This window comes from Neobacillus sp. D3-1R (assembly GCF_052180215.1).
Classification (GTDB): Bacteria; Bacillota; Bacilli; order Bacillales; family Cytobacillaceae; genus Pseudoneobacillus.
Window position 1 is genome coordinate 299,194 of sequence record NZ_CP197471.1, and the last position, 19,753, is coordinate 318,946.

19 protein-coding genes are annotated in these 19,753 nt (G+C 37.3%); 14 read left to right on the plus strand and 5 right to left on the minus strand.

Annotated elements, in window-relative coordinates:
• Positions 1-21 precede the first annotated feature (21 nt).
• Complete coding sequence (locus ACSBPO_RS01455; protein ID WP_442598068.1) at positions 22-1,017, plus strand: HD-GYP domain-containing protein; 996 nt, start codon at positions 22-24, stop codon at positions 1,015-1,017.
• A gap of 91 nt (positions 1,018-1,108) precedes the next feature.
• On the opposite strand, the gene ACSBPO_RS01460 is transcribed toward ACSBPO_RS01455, so the two are convergent.
• Positions 1,109-1,330, minus strand: a complete 222-nt coding sequence (locus tag ACSBPO_RS01460; RefSeq protein ID WP_442598070.1) for a DUF1128 domain-containing protein — start codon at positions 1,328-1,330, stop codon at positions 1,109-1,111.
• Between the two features lie 181 nt (positions 1,331-1,511).
• Here ACSBPO_RS01460 and ACSBPO_RS01465 point away from each other — a divergent pair, with 181 nt between their 5' ends.
• Entirely contained in the window at positions 1,512-1,856 is a 345-nt protein-coding gene (locus ACSBPO_RS01465) for a YtxH domain-containing protein (protein WP_442598072.1), read from the plus strand.
• A 63-nt stretch (positions 1,857-1,919) separates the two neighbouring features.
• The gene (locus ACSBPO_RS01470; protein WP_442600285.1) at positions 1,920-2,696 is read left to right on the plus strand and encodes a YihY/virulence factor BrkB family protein; all 777 of its coding nucleotides are present in this window, start codon (positions 1,920-1,922) and stop codon (positions 2,694-2,696) included.
• Between the two features lie 358 nt (positions 2,697-3,054).
• Here the strand turns inward: ACSBPO_RS01470 and ACSBPO_RS01475 are convergent, their stop codons facing one another.
• Complete coding sequence (locus ACSBPO_RS01475; protein ID WP_442598074.1) at positions 3,055-4,965, minus strand: heavy metal translocating P-type ATPase; 1,911 nt, start codon at positions 4,963-4,965, stop codon at positions 3,055-3,057.
• 215 nt (positions 4,966-5,180) lie between these two features.
• Between ACSBPO_RS01475 and ACSBPO_RS01480 the strand changes: the two genes are divergently transcribed.
• Positions 5,181-6,110 carry a DMT family transporter gene (locus ACSBPO_RS01480; protein WP_442598076.1) on the plus strand — a complete coding sequence of 310 codons (930 nt, stop codon included), beginning with the start codon at positions 5,181-5,183 and terminating at the stop codon, positions 6,108-6,110.
• Between the two features lie 244 nt (positions 6,111-6,354).
• On the opposite strand, the gene ACSBPO_RS01485 is transcribed toward ACSBPO_RS01480, so the two are convergent.
• Both ACSBPO_RS01485 and ACSBPO_RS01490 read right to left on the minus strand, forming a co-directional pair.
• Positions 6,355-7,206 carry a DUF4362 domain-containing protein gene (locus tag ACSBPO_RS01485; protein ID WP_442598078.1) on the minus strand — a complete coding sequence of 284 codons (852 nt, stop codon included), beginning with the start codon at positions 7,204-7,206 and terminating at the stop codon, positions 6,355-6,357.
• Between the two features lie 117 nt (positions 7,207-7,323).
• Positions 7,324-8,496: an MFS transporter gene (locus ACSBPO_RS01490; RefSeq protein WP_442598080.1), complete on the minus strand. Its 1,173-nt coding sequence runs from the start codon at positions 8,494-8,496 to the stop codon at positions 7,324-7,326.
• 173 nt (positions 8,497-8,669) lie between these two features.
• Between ACSBPO_RS01490 and cax the strand changes: the two genes are divergently transcribed.
• The 6 genes from cax to pdaA all read left to right on the plus strand — a co-directional run bounded on the left by cax (position 8,670) and on the right by pdaA (position 15,139).
• Positions 8,670-9,728, plus strand: coding sequence for a calcium/proton exchanger (cax, locus tag ACSBPO_RS01495; RefSeq protein WP_442598082.1), 1,059 nt, complete (start codon positions 8,670-8,672; stop codon positions 9,726-9,728).
• A 351-nt stretch (positions 9,729-10,079) separates the two neighbouring features.
• Entirely contained in the window at positions 10,080-10,727 is a 648-nt protein-coding gene (locus ACSBPO_RS01500; RefSeq protein WP_442598084.1) for a YczE/YyaS/YitT family protein, read from the plus strand.
• 80 nt (positions 10,728-10,807) lie between these two features.
• A complete protein-coding gene (locus tag ACSBPO_RS01505) occupies positions 10,808-11,617 on the plus strand; it encodes a YfkD family protein (protein ID WP_442598086.1) in 810 nt (269 codons plus the stop codon).
• 168 nt (positions 11,618-11,785) lie between these two features.
• Entirely contained in the window at positions 11,786-11,971 is a 186-nt protein-coding gene (locus ACSBPO_RS01510; protein WP_442598088.1) for an SE1561 family protein, read from the plus strand.
• A gap of 712 nt (positions 11,972-12,683) precedes the next feature.
• Positions 12,684-14,219 (plus strand): fumarate hydratase, encoded by a 1,536-nt coding sequence (locus ACSBPO_RS01515; protein WP_442598090.1) that lies wholly within the window; start codon positions 12,684-12,686, stop codon positions 14,217-14,219.
• Between the two features lie 122 nt (positions 14,220-14,341).
• Positions 14,342-15,139, plus strand: coding sequence for a delta-lactam-biosynthetic de-N-acetylase (gene pdaA / locus ACSBPO_RS01520; RefSeq protein WP_442600286.1), 798 nt, complete (start codon positions 14,342-14,344; stop codon positions 15,137-15,139).
• 76 nt (positions 15,140-15,215) lie between these two features.
• Here the strand turns inward: pdaA and ACSBPO_RS01525 are convergent, their stop codons facing one another.
• Positions 15,216-15,500, minus strand: a complete 285-nt coding sequence (locus ACSBPO_RS01525) for a phospholipase (protein ID WP_442598092.1) — start codon at positions 15,498-15,500, stop codon at positions 15,216-15,218.
• 172 nt (positions 15,501-15,672) lie between these two features.
• Here ACSBPO_RS01525 and ACSBPO_RS01530 point away from each other — a divergent pair, with 172 nt between their 5' ends.
• From ACSBPO_RS01530 to ACSBPO_RS01545, 4 genes are all read left to right on the plus strand, one after another.
• A complete protein-coding gene (locus tag ACSBPO_RS01530) occupies positions 15,673-16,539 on the plus strand; it encodes a DNA-3-methyladenine glycosylase family protein (RefSeq protein WP_442598094.1) in 867 nt (288 codons plus the stop codon).
• A gap of 103 nt (positions 16,540-16,642) precedes the next feature.
• Positions 16,643-18,028: a 23S rRNA (uracil(1939)-C(5))-methyltransferase RlmD gene (gene rlmD / locus ACSBPO_RS01535; RefSeq protein WP_442598096.1), complete on the plus strand. Its 1,386-nt coding sequence runs from the start codon at positions 16,643-16,645 to the stop codon at positions 18,026-18,028.
• Between the two features lie 661 nt (positions 18,029-18,689).
• Positions 18,690-19,130 (plus strand): hypothetical protein, encoded by a 441-nt coding sequence (locus tag ACSBPO_RS01540; RefSeq protein WP_442598098.1) that lies wholly within the window; start codon positions 18,690-18,692, stop codon positions 19,128-19,130.
• A gap of 64 nt (positions 19,131-19,194) precedes the next feature.
• Complete coding sequence (locus ACSBPO_RS01545) at positions 19,195-19,572, plus strand: hypothetical protein (protein WP_442598100.1); 378 nt, start codon at positions 19,195-19,197, stop codon at positions 19,570-19,572.
• The last annotated feature ends 181 nt before the right edge of the window (positions 19,573-19,753 follow it).

The window sequence follows — 19,753 nt, forward strand, 5'->3', positions numbered from 1 at the left end:
AAAATAAAGAAGAGGGTACGCATGAGATTAATTACGATAGATGACTATAATTCGAAAACAATGCAGCTGGCTCGACCTGTTTTTGACAAACATAAGCGGGTCCTTTTAGCAGCTGGTAGAAGCATTCACCCAACTTATTTAGAAAAATTAAAACAGATGGATATCCATTATCTCTTTATTGAGGATGCGGTATCATTTGGAATTACCATGGATGAAGTTTTGGATATGCCTACTTGGATAGATGCAATAGGAGTTATTCAACAAGCATCTCAGTCGATAGAAAAGAAACAGGAATTTCCCATTAGAGAAATTCAAAAGCTTGCTGGGAGAATCGTGGAAGAAACCATCAAGCGTAAGGCGATCGTGTTAATCCCGACCTCTTATTTGGAGGAAGAATTAAGGTTATATGCCCATTCTGTAAACGTGGCATTACTAACGATTCAATTAGCTAAAATGAGAACCTTAACACCCGTTCAATTGAGAGATTTAGCAGTTGGAGCACTCCTGCATGACATTGGGAAAGCCATAACGAAAGATTATGAGCAACATCCAAGTGCAGGCTTTGATTTTTTAAGAAAACACAGAGAAGTGAGCTTGCTATCAGCGCATGTGTGCTACCAGCATCATGAAAGATTTGATGGTAAAGGATTTCCAAGAGGATTAAAGGAAGAACAGGTTCATGAATTTGCACAAATTTGTGCGATTGCTAATGGTTATGAAAATGCTCTTTCGAAAGATAAAATGGCTCCGCATCAAGCGATAGAATGGATGATGACCAAAAATGGTTCTGAATTTAGTTTAGAATTGGTGCAATTATTCGTTCAAGGGGTACCAATGTATACACCAGGGAGCAGGGTGGTATTAAATAATGGGAGAGCAGCTATTGTAACAAAAGTGGTTGCCAATCTTCAACGACCGATTGTCCGCTATTTGGATAATCAGGAGGAAGTCTCCCTATCGGATAATCATACACTACTGATTGCTGAAGTGATAAAAAATGAAGGGTCTGCCCAGTAGGAAACCATTCCCCGAATAAAGGTCTTCATAAAAGTACCTTTTTTCGGGGCATCGTTTATAGTGGGCACACCCTTTTTTAATAGCGCTTTTCTTATTTTTTTAAGCTACCTAATTCTTCAACGATGGCTTGCATTTCATTTGGACTGAATGAATTTTTTTTCATTACCAATTCATATATATCTTTCAGTTCTTCATACATCTCTTCATTAAAATGAGAAGGCTTGATTGCACCAAAGTTTAGAACCCGTAACTTTTCTTTTATTTTTTCGATCATGTATTCAACATTTTCAACTGACTTTTGAGTTAAGTCCACTTTGCCCATACCCCCTAAGATTACTATCTCACAATCTTTTCATTTTTAAAAACAATTGTCAATATTAAGCTTATTAAAGCTTGTCTATAATATTCATGTTTGTTAAGTTTTGGTATAACTTAAATAGGGAATGATTAATTATCACGAGTGACTAAACTAAGGCTAGAAGGAGAGTTAGAAAATGGGGAATACCAATAAGTTCTGGAAAGGTATGGTTGCAGGGGCTGTTGCAGGAGCAGCTCTTAGTTTATTAGACAGAGAAACAAGACAGGCTGTTGGAGAAAAGTGCAGTAAGGCTAGTAAAAGTATTTCTTATGTACTTACACATCCTAAAGAAATAGCTACAAATATAAAAGAAAAGACTAATGAATGGAAATCAACGGTACAGCAAATGAATGAAGACTTTACCTATATTATGGACAAAATTGAAGAAGTTAGGGAACTAACTCCTGAAGTAACTGAAATGGTGAAGGAAACAAAGGAAGCATTCTACAAAGGTAACAAAGAGGAAGATTCCATAGAATAATCAAGGTGAGGTGATTGGGTGAGAGGTATAAGTAAATCGATCGTACTGGATTTATGGCATCGGATGGAGGAAGATGATGTTTCTGGCCTGGCAGCACAGTTAGCCTATTTTTTCTTACTATCTCTTTTTCCATTATTAATCGTGGTCGTGACTTTATTACCGTACCTACAAATATCTGGTCTCGATATCCTTGGATTATTTCGAGATTTTGCTCCCGGGGAAACCATCAATCTTATCGAATCCAATCTTGAGGAAATTATGGCCCATCAAAATGGTAAGTTACTCAGCTTTGGGGTTATAGGGACACTTTGGTCTGCTTCCAATGGTATTAATGCCATCGTCCGATCGTTTAATAAGGCGTATGACGTTAAGGAGACAAGATCCTTTGTAAAAGCAAGAGGTATGGCGATTCTGTTTACTTTTGCCATGATTGGTGTATTTATTGTCGCTTTGTTATTACCAGTGTTCGGGAAAGAAATTGGCCTATTTTTGTTTTCGGAGTTCGGTTTATCTAATGAGTTTTTAATTATTTGGAATACGGTAAGATGGCTAGTTAGTTTGGTTGTATTATTTATCTTCTTTACCGTTCTGTATTGGATGGCACCCAATAAGAAAATTAAATGTGTCAGTGTGATACGAGGGGCTATCTTTACCACAATAGGATGGATTGTTGTATCTTGGGCATTCTCCTATTATGTGGGGAACTTTGGTAATTATTCAGCCACATATGGAAGTATTGGAGCCATTATCGTTCTCATGATATGGTTTTACTTAACTGGATTTATTATTATTATCGGCGGAGAAATTAACGCCTACTACAGCAAAAAAGTCGGCTGTTAATAAAAAAAACTGCCTCTAATTACCTCCTATATAACCGCTCAAATAGACCAAAATAATAACGAGCGAAAAGAAAAACTCTTTTCCACATTAACGCACTGGGGGTCTGACCCCCAATGAGTTAATGCGTTAAAGCGGCGGGGGTCAGACCCCCGGTGCTTTAAAGCGTTACATTATATTTTGGAGGTAGGTTGACGATGACGAAGCATACGAAGAAGGATGGCAGCACGAAACAAAAATCAAAGGGTGCTAAAGGGAACAAAACATCTTCCTCCGCTAACGGATCAAACAGCTATCACTAATTTAAAAAGGGTGACTCTTCTATCGAGAGTCACCCTTTTTAAAAACCGAGCATATTCCCTTATCTTAGTAAACGAAGACTATTTAAAATAACTAAAATCGTACTGCCTTCATGTCCGATAACTCCATATGGTAAATCCAATATTTGAATGAAGTTGGAAGCAATAAGTAACATAATAACAACTAAGGAGAAGACAATATTTTGCTTAATAATCTTATTCATTCTCTTAGATAGGCGGATGGCTTCTGCGATTCTTGGCAGGTCATTTTTCATTAATACGACGTCTGCCGTTTCTAGGGCGACATCTGTTCCTTCTCCCATCGCAATGCCGACGTTTGCAGTGGCGAGGGCAGGTGCATCATTGATTCCATCCCCAACCATTGCAACGGTCTGAAAACGTTCCTTCAGTTTTTTTACTTGGTCCACTTTTTCTTCAGGTAAACACTCTGCAACATATTCATCTACCTTACTTTCTGATGCAATCACTCTTGCTGTTTTTTCACTGTCACCCGTCAGCATGACGGAAAAAACACCTAGTTCATTAAGCTCCTTGATTGCCTTGCTGCTTTCTTCTCTCACTACATCTTTCAAAGCGATGAATCCAAGAACTTTATTATTCTTTTGGATATACACCATCGTCTTGCCTTCACTTGCTAATTGGCTTGAGGTTTCTACTATTTCTGGTGCGGATTCCAAGCCATTTATAAAATCAGCCTTCCCAATTCTCCATTCTTCATGATGGACGATGGCTCTGACACCCTTTCCAGCAATATCTTCAATCGTTTCCGGGTGAAGCAGCTCTTTGTTTAATTCTCTCTTAACATACGAAACAATGGACTGTGCCAGCGGATGATTAGAGTGATTTTCAATGGATGCAACCGTTAATAATAAAGGATCTCTTTCGTTTCCATTTGCAAAAAATACATCTGTTACAACGGGTTTCCCTTTCGTTAACGTACCGGTTTTATCAAATGCAATCGCCTTTAAGTGGCTTAAATTTTCGAGGTGGACGCCTCCTTTAAAAAGAATTCCATGGCGTGCCCCGTTTGATATGGCTGATAAGGTTGCTGGCATAATAGATGCCACTAAAGCACAAGGAGAAGCAACCACCAACAAAATCATTGCACGATAAAAGGTTTCAGTCCAGCCCCAGCCGAGTAGATAATGGGGAAGGAACATCATTAAAGTAACGACAAGCAAGATCACTTTCACGTAGGTACCTTCGAATTTTTCAATAAAAAGCTGTGAGGGTGATTTCTCACTTTGTGCATTTTGAACAAGCTGGATAATTTTATGAAAAAGGGTTTCATTATTTGGTTTTGTAATTTCAACTGTAATCGATCCAGTTAAATTTACCGTCCCTGCAAAAACAACATCTTCAATGTTTTTTGTAACTGGAATGGATTCACCTGTAATGGCAGCCTCATCAAGGTTCGAAATTCCCTTAATGATTTTACCGTCTGAAGGAACACGTTCTCCCGGCTTAATGAGTATCTGATCTCCAATACTTAATTTGGAAACATGAACCTTTTCTTCGATCCCGTTGCGAAGGAGAAGAGCCTCCTCTGGCTGAAGGTTCATTAAAGAAGATATCTCCTTATAGCTTTTGTTCATCGTGTAGGTTTCAAGCGCGCCACTTACAGCAAAAATAAAAATCAGTATGGCACCTTCCGTCCAATATCCAATAATCGCCGAGCCAATGGCGGCAAAAATCATCAACATTTCTACATTTAATTCTTTATTTTCAATCGTTTCCTCGATACCTTCTTTCGCCTTAGCAAATCCACCGATGATAAAAGAAAGAACGTAGAGAGGGATTGCAATAGCAGACCTTTCTTGCAGTTCTAATAACCAGCCAGCAAGAATTAAAATCCCGCAAATGGCAGCTGCAATTAATTCCGCATGTGGCATCCATTTTTGTAGAAGGCCTGTTTCTTCGGTTTTTGATTTCGTCATAGCAAACTCAGTCATTTTCCATTCACCCCATTTTCCTTTTTTTAAAAAAACCCTTTTTTAATTGAGAAAAAGAATCACAATCAATACCCTTAAAAAACACGAAAGCTGCCATCCCAAGGATGACAGCAGTAAAAGCTCAAGAAACAATATTTGTACTTATTATATTCTTATCATATCATATAGTTTATGGCCTTGAAAAGAAATTGCTACAAAGAGTAGGAGTTAAAAATATGAACGCACAACGATTTTACACCCATCCTTTGGGGATCATTATTTCGGCTACAGCTGCCACCTTTTTATGGGGAAGTGCTTTTCCGTTTATCAAATTAAGTTATTCAAGCTTACAAATTCATCCGAACGAAATTGGTGAGCAAATGATATTTGCCGGATATCGCTTCTTTTTAGCTGGACTATTCATTTTTATCTTTTTCTCATTGTTAAAAAAGAATATGATATTTCAAAAAAGAACCTTCTTTCCTGTATTAAAAATAAGTCTCTTCCAAACTTTTTTTCAATACGTATTGTTTTATATTGGTTTAAGCTATTCTACTGGAATTCAAGGCTCCATTATTGCGGGGACAACTTCGTTTTTTCAAATCCTATTAGCTCATTTTATGTATAAAAATGATCGAATCAACATGGTAAAAACCATTGGACTGCTACTTGGATTTGGGGGGGTTATCCTTGCTAACCTTCCGAAAGGAGAATTGACGATTAACTTTGGATGGGGTGAGCTTTTATTAATGCTTGCCATGTTATCAGGTGCCTTTGGAAATATCCTCGCTAGGAATGGGAGTAAAGAGATGGAGGTAGGGTATCTGACGGCCTATCAAATGGTTTTCGGTTCCCTTGGTTTGCTTTTAGTTGGAAGCTTTACATCAAAGCTTTTTCCGTTTCACTTTAACGGTTCAGCGATTTGGATGCTTCTGTATTTGGCGTTTTTATCTGCGGCAGGATTTATCCTCTGGAATAATGTCATGAAATATAATCAGGTCGGACTAGTCTCCCTTTATATGTTCCTAGTACCGGTATTTGGAGTCATTCTATCTTCCTTTTTACTTGGAGAAGAGGTTTACTTCATTGTGATGATTGGATTAATTCTTGTAGTGTCTGGGATTGTAATCGTGAACCGACCAAGGAAAGTTAGACAGGAAGCTTAATTAGAAAAAGCCTTCACATAATGAGTGAAGGCTTTTTCGATGTGGTGGAGCTGGTAATATTTTGCATTTTTGTGACAAAGTTAGTAATATCCTGAATTTAGTCGATATATTGAAAGATTAGTCAGATAAACCTGTGAAAAAGTCTGAAATATTCTCATTTTAGTCAGATATCTTTTCGGAATTAAGATTTTCCTCTTAATTTATAAGGGAGATTTCTAAAAAATAGGGGCAGCCGTACAATTTTTTATTGATATTCCCCTTTTACTTCCGGTAATTCCTTATAAATATGATTATTCTTTAACACTTTAACGATATCATCTACTAATTGAGTCATTTGTTTACCGTCTTCACTAGAATCACAGCGATTCCATTCAAATTCCCTCATACCTTGATTAATCCATACCGTAAGTTTGTAGCTTGTTAACGGTTCCGCCTGGCAGCTAGTTGAAACTTCCTTTTCACTTAAGTAGCCAGCTAATACGATTAACTTATAAATCTCCTGTAACTCTGAATCGGTAAATTGAAAATCACTTACGGCTACCATCTCGCCATTTTGAAGGTCTTTCTTTAATTCCATCGCTTTCGTATCAATCACATTTTTTCGATCAACACCGTATTCCAGACGGAAACCGAAGTAATCTTGCGCTTCCAAGTTATAATCAATACTGATGAGCGGATGATTCCCTTTTTGTTCTTCTAGTTCACAATCTATCAACATATATTCTAAAGTTTTATTAGTTTCGTTTCTTTCGATATTTTGACAGGTATAAGTCGTTCTTTCTTTTGGTCCAAACTCATCCTCAGTAGTATCATTTGTAATAGATAGTTGTTTTCCATCAAAAATGACTTCATCGTAGATGGGGTCACCTTCGATCGTGTAATGGGTAACCCGAATCTCGTCTGTTTCTCCATTTTTCAAATGTTGCATAAAAACATCTAGGCGTTCCAGATTTTTTACATTACCGTGGATATCAATGATGTCATTAGAGGTTATGGTTGAACCGGTCTTCTCAGGCCCGTCTGAAATTATATTTGTACCACAACCGGCTAACAACAATAAAGATGAAACGATTATAGTGAAATTTTTAAAAATCATAGGGATTAACACTTCCTTTCAACCAATAAGACGAAAGAGAGGTGAAATGGTTTCAAAACTTAAGTCTAACTTTAAAAAAGTCTAAAAAAAACCTCCGAAGGTTTCGAAGGCAATAAATCAATGATTTACTGATACTAAAGATTTCTCTCGAACAAATAAAACGATTAAAAAAATGATAAAAAATAAGGTGCTGATAATTTGAAAGAAACTAATTTCTGCAAAGAACTGTATAAATAGTCCGCCAATAAACGGCCCTGCTAAGCTCCCAAAACTGAAAAAGATGCCACATAATAAATTTCCAGTAGGTAAAAGATTTTTAGGCATTAAGTCTGCCATATAAGAGATACCAAGAGAAAAGGTGGAACCTACAAACATTCCTGCCATAAATAAGCAAAGTAGTAGACCAACATACGATTCTTCTACAAAACTTGCTGTAGTAAAACTAATAAATCCGAGAAATAATATCAGAATCAATATGTTCCGTCTTCCAAATTTATCACTAAGTATTCCAAGAGGTAACTGGAAAACGATTGCTCCTATCGCGAAAGCGGCTAATAGAATCGAGACACTGTTAACATTCAGGCCTATCCTTAAAGCATATACAGGAAAGCTGCCGTTTAGAGAGGACTCTAAAAATCCATAGCACAGCGGTGGTAAAAAGGAAACCCATGCATACTTCCAGGCTTGTGAAAATCTTTTTAATGTATCAAAAAAGGAATTTAATCGTATATCCTCTTCAGGAAATTCATTTTTTAAACTAAATAAAAATACCCATCCAACTAAGCATAATACGGTAGAAATGATGAATGGAAGAGCTTCATGAATATTGATTAGCGGAGTCATAAGCGGTCCAGCTGCAAATCCGATTCCAAAGAAAAGCCCGTAGAGTGATAAATTCCGTCCTCTCCGATTTTCTGGAGAAAAGGAAGTAATCCAAGTTTGAGTACCAAAATGCAAAGAATGATCGCCAATTCCAATTAGGAGACGAAGGATAAACCAAAACCAGAAGGATTTCCATAAAGGGAAAAGAGCGAGTGAAATAACAACGAGTAATCCGCCTAAAATAATGATGGGTTTATAACCAAATCTTCTGAGCGGTTGCTCCATAAATGGTGATGCTAACAGAATTCCTATGTATAAAGCTGTTGCATTTAACCCGTTAAGAGATGAAGACAGACCATTATTTTCAAAAATAATCGCTATGAGAGGTAGTAGCATTCCTTGGCTGAATCCTGATATGGCTACTATACTAACTAATATCCAAAATCGGTAACTAGATTGTGTATTCATAATAATTCTCCTAAAAAGCATTAATCTTAATGATGGTAGCGATTATTGGAGAATATTGCAAGATTTTTTACTTTTATAATCCTAAAAAATAGTGTAATCTCACTTGATAATGGGTATTATTGGAATAAAATGGACTTATGATGCTCAATACATTTTTTAAAGGAGAACGTTGAATGGCGAATAAAATTTTTATGATTATGACATTTGTTGGGGTCCCTTTATCGGTGGTAGGTTCACTGATGCATTGGCCGAGTACGATACTATTTGTAATTTATTGTTTAACCATTATTGCGCTGGCCAGCTTTATGGGAAGAGCAACTGAAAGCTTGGCTATTGTGGCTGGGCCAAGAATTGGTGGGTTATTAAATGCTACCTTTGGTAATGCAGTGGAGCTGATTATCTCCATCTTTGCCCTCCAAGCAGGACTAGTGGAAGTGGTTCTCGCATCGATAACGGGTTCTGTTTTAGGAAATCTTTTATTAGTTGCTGGTCTTTCATTTTTTGTTGGTGGATTAAAATATAAACGCCAGAATTTTAATGTTTATGATGCGAGGCATAATTCAGGATTACTCATGTTTGCGATTATTGTTGCCTTTGTCATTCCCGAAGTTTTTTCTATCAATATGAATGAACATAAAACAATTAATTTAAGCATTGGAATCTCGGTGATTTTAATTGCTTTATACTTAGCGGCATTATTCTTCAAATTGGTATCCCATCGAGGTGTTTACCAAAATGAATCATCCGAAAATCAAGAACACCATGAAGAACCAGAATGGTCAAAAGGGAAGGCGCTTACTATTTTAGCGGTAGCTACTTTAGCAGTTGCTTATGTATCGGAAAATTTAGTTCATACGTTTGAAGTCGTAGCGGAATCGTTTGGTTGGACGGAATTATTTATCGGGGTTATTATTGTTGCCATTGTAGGGAATGCGGCTGAACATGCATCAGCCATTTTAATGGCTTATAAAAATAAAATGGATATTGCAGTAGAGATAGCGGTTGGGTCAACATTACAAATTGCCATGTTTGTTGCCCCTTTATTGGTGATTATTTCACTATTCTTTCCAACTTCAATGCCTCTCGTTTTTTCTTGGCCTGAGTTAGTCGCTATGGTATCAGCTGTCTTAGTTACTGTCATTATTTCAAATGATGGGGAAACAAACTGGTTTGAAGGGCTCACTTTATTAGCGGCTTACTTTATAATGGGGATTGGATTTTATTTGTTGTAAAATATTTACAAATTATAAAAGAAGTATTGAAAAATAAAAGACTCTGTGCCTAAATAAGGTACAGAGTCTTTTTTAATCTAGTTTAAGTATGTCACGTTCATTTTATGTTACAAAAGGAATAACTATATTTACTAAAGGTCCATTTCATCATTCGCTTACTAATTTGGAGACCGATCACCAACTTTCATGTTTTGTTTTATTTCAAACACGATTGTTGAATTGTTATCAAATTAGATTCCCAACCTCCCTACATTTTTTTCATGAGCGAATGCTTTCGGCCCTCCTTTTGTAGAAGTTAAGTTAATTATAACGATTCATTTAAGTTTTGTAAATATTCAGATTTTTACAATTTTGTTACAAAAAACAAAACTAGAGGAGAAAAAAATGCCATTTATTTATCGATTATTATTCTATATTGTGGGATTGTTTGTCATAAGCTTTGGAGCTTCTTTAACGATAAAAGCCAATGTTGGAGCAGGTGCATGGGATGCTCTAAACGTTGGTTTATCAAGGATGACAGGATTATCTGTAGGTACATTTGTCATCCTCGTAGGAATTACTCTCATGTTCGTGAACGGAGCACTTGTAAAAAGAAGACCAGATTTTTTCGCCTTATTTACCATATTTATTTTAGGTCCGTTAATCGACTTTTGGATGCTGATCGTTTTAGGACAATTCGAACCAACTCAACTATTGGTGAAAGTGCTATTTTTAGTATTAGGTTTGTTAATCATTGGCCTTGGAGTAGCCATTTACCTGCAACCAAAGTTTCCATTGAATCCAATTGATAATTTAATGGTGTCATTAAATGAACGCTTTGGTATTAGCTTGCCGATTGCTAAAACCATCTGTGAGGCGTTTGCCCTACTATTAGCATTGATGGTAAAAGGTCCAATTGGATTAGGAACCTTTATTTGTCTCGTATTAATTGGTCCATTCATTCAGCTGTTTGTTCCGACCTTTGAAAAATTAGCCCAGCATCTGTCAGTGAAAAAATAATTTCATTAGGGATAAGAATCCTAAACTCCGAAAAAACTATGAGCAAAAGTTTGTATGTAAATAGTGAAAGGGGTTCACCTATGAAGAAATATATATCTGTTCTTATTGGGCTAATATTTATGTTTTCTTTTACTCTCCCTGGACAAGGAAAAGAAGTAAAAGAAGCAAAAGAGGTTGCGAAATATCAAATCCCGAATTCTGTCATGAACATTGCCAAGGAAAATACCTATCCAAATTCAACACAGGATTTACCATTATTGCAGCCGAGTGAATTAACACAAGCATTACTGGATTCAACTAAGGTGAAAATTGAAAATCCTGACTTAATTAGAATGCTTAATGAATCTAGTGTAAATAGTACTCCATTTGCGCTTGGTTATCGTGCGATTATTTACTTAGGGCAGTGGCCGCTTAATTATGAATCAACAGAAACGTCACCGAATTGGGAATATCAACGAATTAACACCAATTATTTTGACAATCGCGGTGGTAAATCACCATATCAAATTCACTATGTACAAGAAGCACAAAGAATGGTTCGTGGAGGATTAACTGCAAAGGTTCAAAATGCAGAAGAAGTGAAAAAAATGATGTTATTAAAAGCAATTGAAAAAACAAAATTACCTCTTGCTTTTGAAACCGTAATTGGTGGCGGAACAAAAAAGAACCAAATTTATAATATCCCCCCAAAACGTCTAGGGTATTTATATGGGTATGCCCCAGCGGTAAATGAAAAAGGGAAGGTTACCTACGGAGAAGTTTACTTAATGTTAAAGGGTAACAAAAAAATGATCGTTGTGAAAAACGTAACCTCACAAGGAATTGGAGCCTGGATACCTGTCCAAGACCATGTTTCCTTTGGGTTCGTTGCCACAGAAAGACCACGGTAATTTTTAGTAAAGGAAAGGAGCCGGGAAATTAAACTCTCCGGCTCTTTTTCAAAATTGTCCAGTTTCAGCAGCGAAGAAAGCACTACATTTCTTCCTACCTGGCTATAGATATTGCAGAATTTTACGATTTTCGGTAGTATGAGTACGAAAGAGAAAGGGGAGGACATTTTGGGTAGTCCAATTCAAGAAAAAAGCTCACAGGTACAATTTTTAAAAACACGCTTAAATATGTTTTCAGATGTATTAGATTCGATTGATCCTGAAGAGGTTGAGTTAGAGGATATTGATCGTTTAATTAACATGATTGATGAACTAGAAAACAAATGTAAAGAATTTAATCATAGAGAAAGCTAAGAGCCTTGTGAGGGGGCTCTTTTTTTTATTAATGTCTTTTTTAATTTTTTGTCCAATGAAACCGCAGGATTATAAATAGAGATGGTCTATCGGACAAATAGGTATGCAGAAAAGCGATGAATGTCCGATAGAGGTGTTCTATCGGACAAAAGGGTTTGCGGAAAAGCGATGAATGTCCGATAGAGGTGTTCTATCGGACAAAAGGGTTTGCGGAAAGACGATGAATGTCCAATAGAGGTGTTCTATCGGACAAAAAGGTTTGTGGAAGAGCGATGAATGTCCGATAGAGATGTTCTAACGGACAAAAGGGTTTGTGGAAGAGCGATGAATGTCCGATAGAGGTGTTCTATCGGACAAAAGGGTTTGCGGAAAGACGATGAATGTCCAATAGAGATGGTCTATCGGACAAAAAGGTATGCAGAAAAGCGATGAATGTCCGATAGAGGTGTTCTATCGGACAAAAGGGTTTGCGGAAATAAGTCCGTCAAGGTGTTCGGTCCAACAATAAGGAAAAGTGAAGAAACCTGTATAGAAGAGCGGTTGTAATAGTAATTTTCCACACTGGATCAAATAACATTAACCAGTAACATAATTTAGAAATTTTTGCTCCTAGACATCAAATCTTTTCATACAATTCTGATAGGAGTATAATAAACGGTGTAAATAAATAGATGTTTTTTCAGAGGGGATTCAACGGGAAGGGGAAACGAACATGACAATGGAGAAATTCCAAGAAAGTATGTACAAGTTAATTGTGGAAACGTCTACAAAGCTTCCACGTGATGTGCGTCGTGCGATTAAAGCTGCAAAGGCACGTGAAAATGCTGGGACTAGAGCAGCTATGAGCTTAGCGACAATCACAAATAATATTTCAATGGCAGACGATCAAGTGTCACCTATTTGCCAAGATACAGGTCTTCCTACTTTTAAAATTAAAACACCTGTTGGAGTAAACCAAATACAAATTAAGAAAGCTATTTTGGAAGCGATTGCTCAAGCAACTAAAGATGGAAAACTACGTCCCAATTCAGTGGATTCGTTAACTGGAGAAAATAGTGGAGATAATCTTGGTGCAGGAACGCCTGTCATCAAATTTGAACAATGGGAAGAAGATTATATTGATGCTCGCCTTATTTTAAAAGGCGGCGGATGTGAAAATAAAAATATTCAATACAGCTTACCTAGTGAAATCGAAGGATTAGGTCGTGCGGGTCGTGATTTAGATGGAATCCGTAAATGTATCATGCATTCTGTGTATCAAGCTCAAGGACAAGGCTGTAGCGCAGGCTTTATCGGTGTTGGAATCGGTGGAGATCGTACATCCGGCTATGAGCTTGCGAAAGAACAACTTTTCCGCTCTGTGGATGATGTCAATCCAATTGAGGAATTAAGACAGCTGGAAGAGTATGTAATGGAAAATGCCAATAAGCTTGGAATTGGAACAATGGGCTTCGGCGGAGAAACAACCCTATTAGGCTGTAAAGTCGGGGTCATTAACCGTATCCCGGCAAGCTTCTTTGTATCCGTTGCGTACAACTGCTGGGCTTACCGCCGCCTAGGTGTAAAAATCAATGCGGAAACTGGTGAAATCAATGACTGGATGTACCAAGAAGGTGAACACATTGATTTTTCAAAAGAAGTGGAAGACGAAACTGAAACAGAACAAAAAATCGTTACCCTTCAAGCTCCAATTACAGAAGAGCAAATTCGTGAGTTAAAAGTAGGTGACGTTGTTCAGATTAATGGCATGATGTATACGGGTCGCGACGCGATTCATAAGTATTTATCTGACAATGAATCACCAGTAGATTTAAACGGCCAAGTCATTTACCACTGTGGTCCAGTTATGTTAAAGGATGAAGAGGGCAAATGGCATGTGAAAGCAGCTGGTCCGACTACAAGCATTCGTGAGGAGCCTTACCAAGGTGATATTATGAAGCGCTTTGGAATCCGCGCTGTAATCGGTAAAGGTGGAATGGGACCTAAAACACTTGCAGCATTAAATGAGCATGGCGGAGTTTACTTAAATGCCATTGGCGGTGCAGCACAATATTATGCAGATTGTATCAAGTCAGTAGAAGGCGTCGACTTAATGCAATTTGGAATTCCTGAAGCTATGTGGCATCTAAAGGTAGAAGGTTTTACTGCTGTTGTAACAATGGACTCTCATGGCAATAGCTTACATGCTGATGTAGATAAATCATCATTAGAAAAATTAGCACAGTTTAAAGAAAAGGTATTTAGTTAAAAAAATAGCTGACCTGGGGATTTCTCTAGGTCAGCTTTTTATATTGGAAAAATTCCCCCAGTTGAATGTTCTCTTTTCTTTTTACAAATAATAAGAAAAAAATGTAGGGGGAGTAAAAGTTGTTGAAGAAACTATCCATCCTGTTTGGGGTTTTTCTATTGATTTGCAGTAACATACAAATAGCTCATGCTGAAAACGCTAATGCACCCATTCATTGGGGATTTAAAAAAAGTAAGGATGGGAACGGGGCTGATGCAGGTAAGGTACTTGAAAAAATCCTTGAAAAGCATAGCGCCTTTTATAAAGGCGATCCCGATAAAAAATACCTTTACTTAACTTTTGATAATGGTTATGAAAATGGGTATACCGAGCAAATTCTTGATGTACTTAAAAAAGAAAAAGTACCTGCTACCTTCTTCGTCACAGGGCATTATCTTGAATCAGCAGATGATATCGTTCAGCGGATGGTGGATGAAGGTCATATTATTGGCAATCATTCATGGTATCATCCTGATTTAACAAAGGTAAGTGATGAGAGATTAAAAGAAGAGTTAGAGAAAGTACGTGCTGAAACAGAAGCGATTACTGGTCAAAAGGGCATGGCATACCTAAGACCGCCTCGTGGTATTTTTAGTGAAAGAACAATGGCACTAGCCAAAGAATTAGGTTATACTCATGTGTTTTGGTCATTAGCGTTTGTGGATTGGTACACAGATCAACAAAAAGGTGCTCAATATGCTTACGATAACATTATGAGGCAAGCCCATCCAGGTGCTATCATGCTGCTACACACTGTATCTAAAGACAATGCTGATGCGTTAGAAAAAGTGATCCAGGACTTGAAAAAACAAGGATATCAATTCAAAAGTCTAGATGATTTTGTATTAAGACATAACCTAAAAGAAGAAATGCTATATTAGTTATAAACCAAAAGCCTGATTATCTTGGATAATCAGGCTTTAAAAATGAAATTCTGTCTTATAAGGAATCCGTAGACTATTTACATGTAAATAATATCTTTAATTTCATTGCATAATACATCGTTTCAGCCACTCGACCTTTTCTAGTGTAAGTATTAATTTTGGGAGCAAGACAGTGAATAAATTCATCATCACATTGGCAAGGGGAATTCCCACGTTTTAAACATTCATCATGGCGCATACAGCAAGTATCCACATCGTTAATGGGTTTGCCAGGTCCACTGCATCCTGGGCCACACCAACGATAATGAGGAAAGATGCAGCCAGATTTTTGTTTTACAAATCTCCTATTGATTGACACAATCGTTCACATCCTTAGTTATTTTTCTTTAATTTATGTATATGACCAAGCTACAAAGGAGAAAAGGCAAAGTACCTAATAGATGAAAAATCCATTGTAGGTCTCTTTCAAAATCCACAAAGTACACTAATCATGCTATAATACGGGGAAAATGTGTAAAGGTGGACAAGGAATGTGGCAGGAAATTGTTTCGATAAAAGGACCATATAATTTTGAACGAGTTCTAGAAAGACTATTACTTGATCCGCTTCATGCCGTCAACCTAGAAGAACAAACCTTAAAAATACCACTTTGGCTTGATGCGAAACCGGCTGTAGTTGAAATTAAAAGCCTCGGTAACTTAGAAAATCCAGCATTTAATGTATCGAGTACAAGCGAAACGGATAAAACAAAGGCCATTGAGGCTGTAACAAAAATACTGCAATGGGATCAGTCCCTTTTGAATACTCATCATCATTTTAGTCAAACGGATCTCAAAGAACTTTTTGAAATCCATTACGGTACACCTCTCATCCTAGACTTCGATCCTTATAGCTGTTTAATGAAATGTATTATTCACCAACAGCTCAACCTATCCTTTGCCCACAAGCTAACCGAACGATTTGTGCATACATTTGGCTTTGAAAAAGAGGGGGTCTGGTTTTATCCTCAGCCTGAAAAAATCGCTTCGCTGACAGTAGAAGAGTTAAGGGCTCTGCAATTCAGCGGGAGGAAGGCAGAGTATGCAATTGGTGTGAGCAAGGCCATTGTGAACGGTGAAATTGACCTTGAAGTGCTTAAAGAGTTACCAGAAGAAGATATCTTTAGTAAACTTATTAAGCTCAAGGGTGTTGGACCGTGGACGATTCAAAATTTGCTTATGTTCGGGTACGGCAAACCAAACCTATTCCCGACCGGAGACATTGGCATACAAAATGCCCTTAAAAAGCTATACAATCTCGACCGAAAACCAACACTAGAAGAAATGGAAAAATACAAACAACCTTGGGAGCCGTATCTAAGCTATGCTGCTCTTTACCTTTGGAGAAGTATTGAGTAAAAAGGTGACAGGCACCAAGTGATTTTCGGTATTTTGAAAATTACCCATCGATATTTGTCGAAAACAATTAGTACCAAATTAGATCTACTTGGAGTTGAAATAAATGAAGAAAGAGCAATCAGTCATTATTGAACCAAAACAGACCTTTCCGTTAACCATCAAGCGTTTAGGAATTAATGGGGAAGGGGTCGGATATTTTAAAAGAACGGTCGTCTTTGTTCCAGGTGCGTTACCTGGAGAAGAAGTCGTGGTAGAAGCAACAAAAATTCATCCCAAATATGCGGAAGCTAAAATCAAAAACATCCGTAAAAAATCGGAGCATCGTGTACAGCCTCTTTGTCCTGTCTATGAACAATGCGGCGGCTGTCAGCTCCAGCATCTAGTTTATCCGCAACAATTAAAAGAAAAAAGAGATATTATTATTCAGGCACTTGAACGCCATACGAAGCTAGCGCTAGACAAGCTTGATATTAGAGAAACCATGGGAATGGAAGACCCGTGGGGATATCGAAATAAAAACCAGTTTCAAGTGGGCGAAAGAGACGGTAAGGTTTTAGCTGGGTTGTATGGATTAAACTCGCATCAACTCATTAATATTGAACAATGTGCCGTTCAACATCCAAAAACCAACGAAGCTACTGGTATGGTCAAGCAAATCCTTCAAGAATTACGTATTCCTATTTATAACGAAAAATCACGTAAAGGAATTGTTCGTACCATCGTAACTCGTGTTGGTATTCAAACAGGTGAGCTTCAAGTTGTACTCATCACAACTCAAAAGGAATTACCGAAGAAAGAAGCCATTATCCAAGAAATCCAAAATCGACTTCCTCATGTAAAGTCGATTGTTCAAAATATCAACGGGCAAAAGACATCTCTTATTTTTGGCGAAGAAACACTGTCTTTGGCTGGGGAAGATTTTATCCAAGAGACTCTAGGTGATTTACACTTTGAGTTATCAGCAAGAACATTTTTCCAATTAAATCCAGAGCAAACCGTTAAGTTGTACAACGAGGTAAAGAAGGCGGCTGCTCTTACTGGAACAGAAAAAGTAGTGGATGCCTACTGTGGTGTTGGAACAATTGGACTATGGCTGGCTGACCAAGCAGGAGAAATTCGAGGAATGGACATCATCCCAGAATCGATTGACGATGCTAAGAAAAATGCGAAAAAACATGGGTTCACTCATACGAAATATGTACCAGGGAAAGCCGAAGAAGTTTTACCAAAATGGGTAAAAAAGGGCTGGAAACCAGATGTTATAGTTGTCGACCCACCAAGAACGGGATTAGATAACCAGCTTCTTCAAACCATTCTTCAAGTAAAACCGAAAAAAGTGGTTTACGTTTCATGCAATCCTTCGACTTTAGCGAAGGATATTGATACGTTAAGCAAAAGCTATCAAGTTGGCTACATTCAGCCAGTAGATATGTTTCCTCACACCTCACATGTGGAGTGCTGTACACTTCTTGAATTAAAATGTAACTAACCAAAATTTCTAACTTAACACACAATAAACATTACCGATTTCTTCTCCAAGTGAGAAAAAAGATTTCGTAAAAAAAGCGTGAGAAAAACAGGGCTATCCCTTACGGGATAATCCTTTTTCTTTTTGTATCACTGAGAAAACTTTATTCTAATTTGAGGAAAAGCGGGAAAAAAAGCGTGAAAAAAGAGTGTGAAAAAGTGAAAAAATGAGAAGGAAAAGGGGAGAAAAGCGGGATTTAAGTAGACTTTATTCTAACTGGAAAACGTAGGAATGCGGGTTTGGGTGAGGTAAAATCGGTAGGGAATTTTGTGGGAGTACATAGTAGAAAACAAAAAAGAGAAAATTGCTATATATTTTCTCTCTTTTTTGTTAAGGGTGAAGGATTAAGGGGAAATCTGTATGAGAATAAATATTCTATCCAGAATGAAATGCGAGGAATGGTAAAGGTGTAATTGTAGGTACAACGCTATTAATTTCAAGAGATATAAGGGGTACGACAGTGGTTCGACACATGATGGGTTGTTTATTTTATAAGTATGACTATAATTAAAACATAAGCAGTAGATGAATGAATTTCCTCTTGGATGTGCTATCCTCCTTCTAATGCACTCCCGTCTTATGCTTACCACAAACAATCCCCCAAATAAAGGAGACCTCTAAAATGAACAAAGTAATTCCAGAAAAAGCACTTCAACAACCCGATTACACTCTTTATCGTAAGCTATTTTCAGCGGTCAAGAACGTTGAAAACGCAGTACGGCTCTTAGCAATTGACAACTTGAAATTACTCCAAGCAATCGATCACTTCTCCAGTATGCCTTCAATCCTTTCAATCCAGCCATTAAAACAAGTATTGGAAGAGTCAGCACCTCAACACAATATAGAATTCTATGTAAAAGTAGGCAACCATTTAAGTAGCTTTGAAAGAATCATACAGCCACTTTGGGAGGAAGAGTCTCTCAAAGAAACAGTAGAGGAGATCTACTTCTTAATTCATCAAGCCTATATCGAGCTTGATAAAACAGAAATTCAGCCATTCTTAGTTAAAAAAACTTCAAAAATCGAGTTGTTTGAAGACTATCTTCAGTCTCAAATTAAATGAATGCGTACCGTCTGTACACCACCCTACTACCAAAACTATACCTCATATTTAGGAGACCTCAATTATGAAGAATACTAACCCATCTACTCAACCTCAGTCTACAATCTCGAATAAAATGTCTGTGGAATTCCAACGATTCAGAAAGATATATTACTTACAAATACCAATTGCGATTATATACTTGTGGTCTTACCAATGTAATTCCAGACAAGACGAAGAATATGTTGATCACTTTTTCAAAGTTATTAGAGATGGAAAGTTAAATGAAAAAATAATGCGTGAGCTAAAGAAGTTAGGAGTCGAATCAAACTATTTTGAGGAACTATTAGTCCAGATTAATGATGTAGAAGGTTATGAAGATTTAAGGAATGTAGTAGCGTCTCTATCAGATACTATTATCGAGGATTTAATAAAATCATTAGAGGAAGACTGCCCTTTTTAGAATAGGTCTAACCAAGATCGAAGGATATCAGGTTCTGCCTGGAAGACCTTCGGTCTTTTTCTTGAATAAAGTGAGAAGAAAAGCCTGAAATGCATGAAGAAAGTATTGGGGATAAGTGGGTAAGAGAAGGTAATAGAAAAAGGGAACTATTAAATCAATAGATACACACAAGATAAAGATT

Excerpts from the sequence above, each read along its gene's own strand:
- ACSBPO_RS01455 (WP_442598068.1), top strand. The coding sequence starts at position 22 with ATGAGATTAATTACGATAGATGACTATAATTCGAAAACAATGCAGCTG.
- ACSBPO_RS01465 (WP_442598072.1), top strand. The coding sequence starts at position 1,512 with ATGGGGAATACCAATAAGTTCTGGAAAGGTATGGTTGCAGGGGCTGTT.
- ACSBPO_RS01470 (WP_442600285.1), top strand. The coding sequence starts at position 1,920 with ATGGAGGAAGATGATGTTTCTGGCCTGGCAGCACAGTTAGCCTATTTT.
- ACSBPO_RS01475 (WP_442598074.1), bottom strand. The coding sequence starts at position 4,965 with ATGACTGAGTTTGCTATGACGAAATCAAAAACCGAAGAAACAGGCCTT.
- ACSBPO_RS01480 (WP_442598076.1), top strand. The coding sequence starts at position 5,181 with ATGAACGCACAACGATTTTACACCCATCCTTTGGGGATCATTATTTCG.
- ACSBPO_RS01485 (WP_442598078.1), bottom strand. The coding sequence starts at position 7,206 with ATGATTTTTAAAAATTTCACTATAATCGTTTCATCTTTATTGTTGTTA.
- ACSBPO_RS01490 (WP_442598080.1), bottom strand. The coding sequence starts at position 8,496 with ATGAATACACAATCTAGTTACCGATTTTGGATATTAGTTAGTATAGTA.
- cax (WP_442598082.1), top strand. The coding sequence starts at position 8,670 with ATGGCGAATAAAATTTTTATGATTATGACATTTGTTGGGGTCCCTTTA.
- ACSBPO_RS01505 (WP_442598086.1), top strand. The coding sequence starts at position 10,808 with ATGAAGAAATATATATCTGTTCTTATTGGGCTAATATTTATGTTTTCT.
- ACSBPO_RS01515 (WP_442598090.1), top strand. The coding sequence starts at position 12,684 with ATGACAATGGAGAAATTCCAAGAAAGTATGTACAAGTTAATTGTGGAA.
- ACSBPO_RS01530 (WP_442598094.1), top strand. The coding sequence starts at position 15,673 with ATGTGGCAGGAAATTGTTTCGATAAAAGGACCATATAATTTTGAACGA.
- rlmD (WP_442598096.1), top strand. The coding sequence starts at position 16,643 with ATGAAGAAAGAGCAATCAGTCATTATTGAACCAAAACAGACCTTTCCG.
- ACSBPO_RS01540 (WP_442598098.1), top strand. The coding sequence starts at position 18,690 with ATGAACAAAGTAATTCCAGAAAAAGCACTTCAACAACCCGATTACACT.
- ACSBPO_RS01545 (WP_442598100.1), top strand. The coding sequence starts at position 19,195 with ATGAAGAATACTAACCCATCTACTCAACCTCAGTCTACAATCTCGAAT.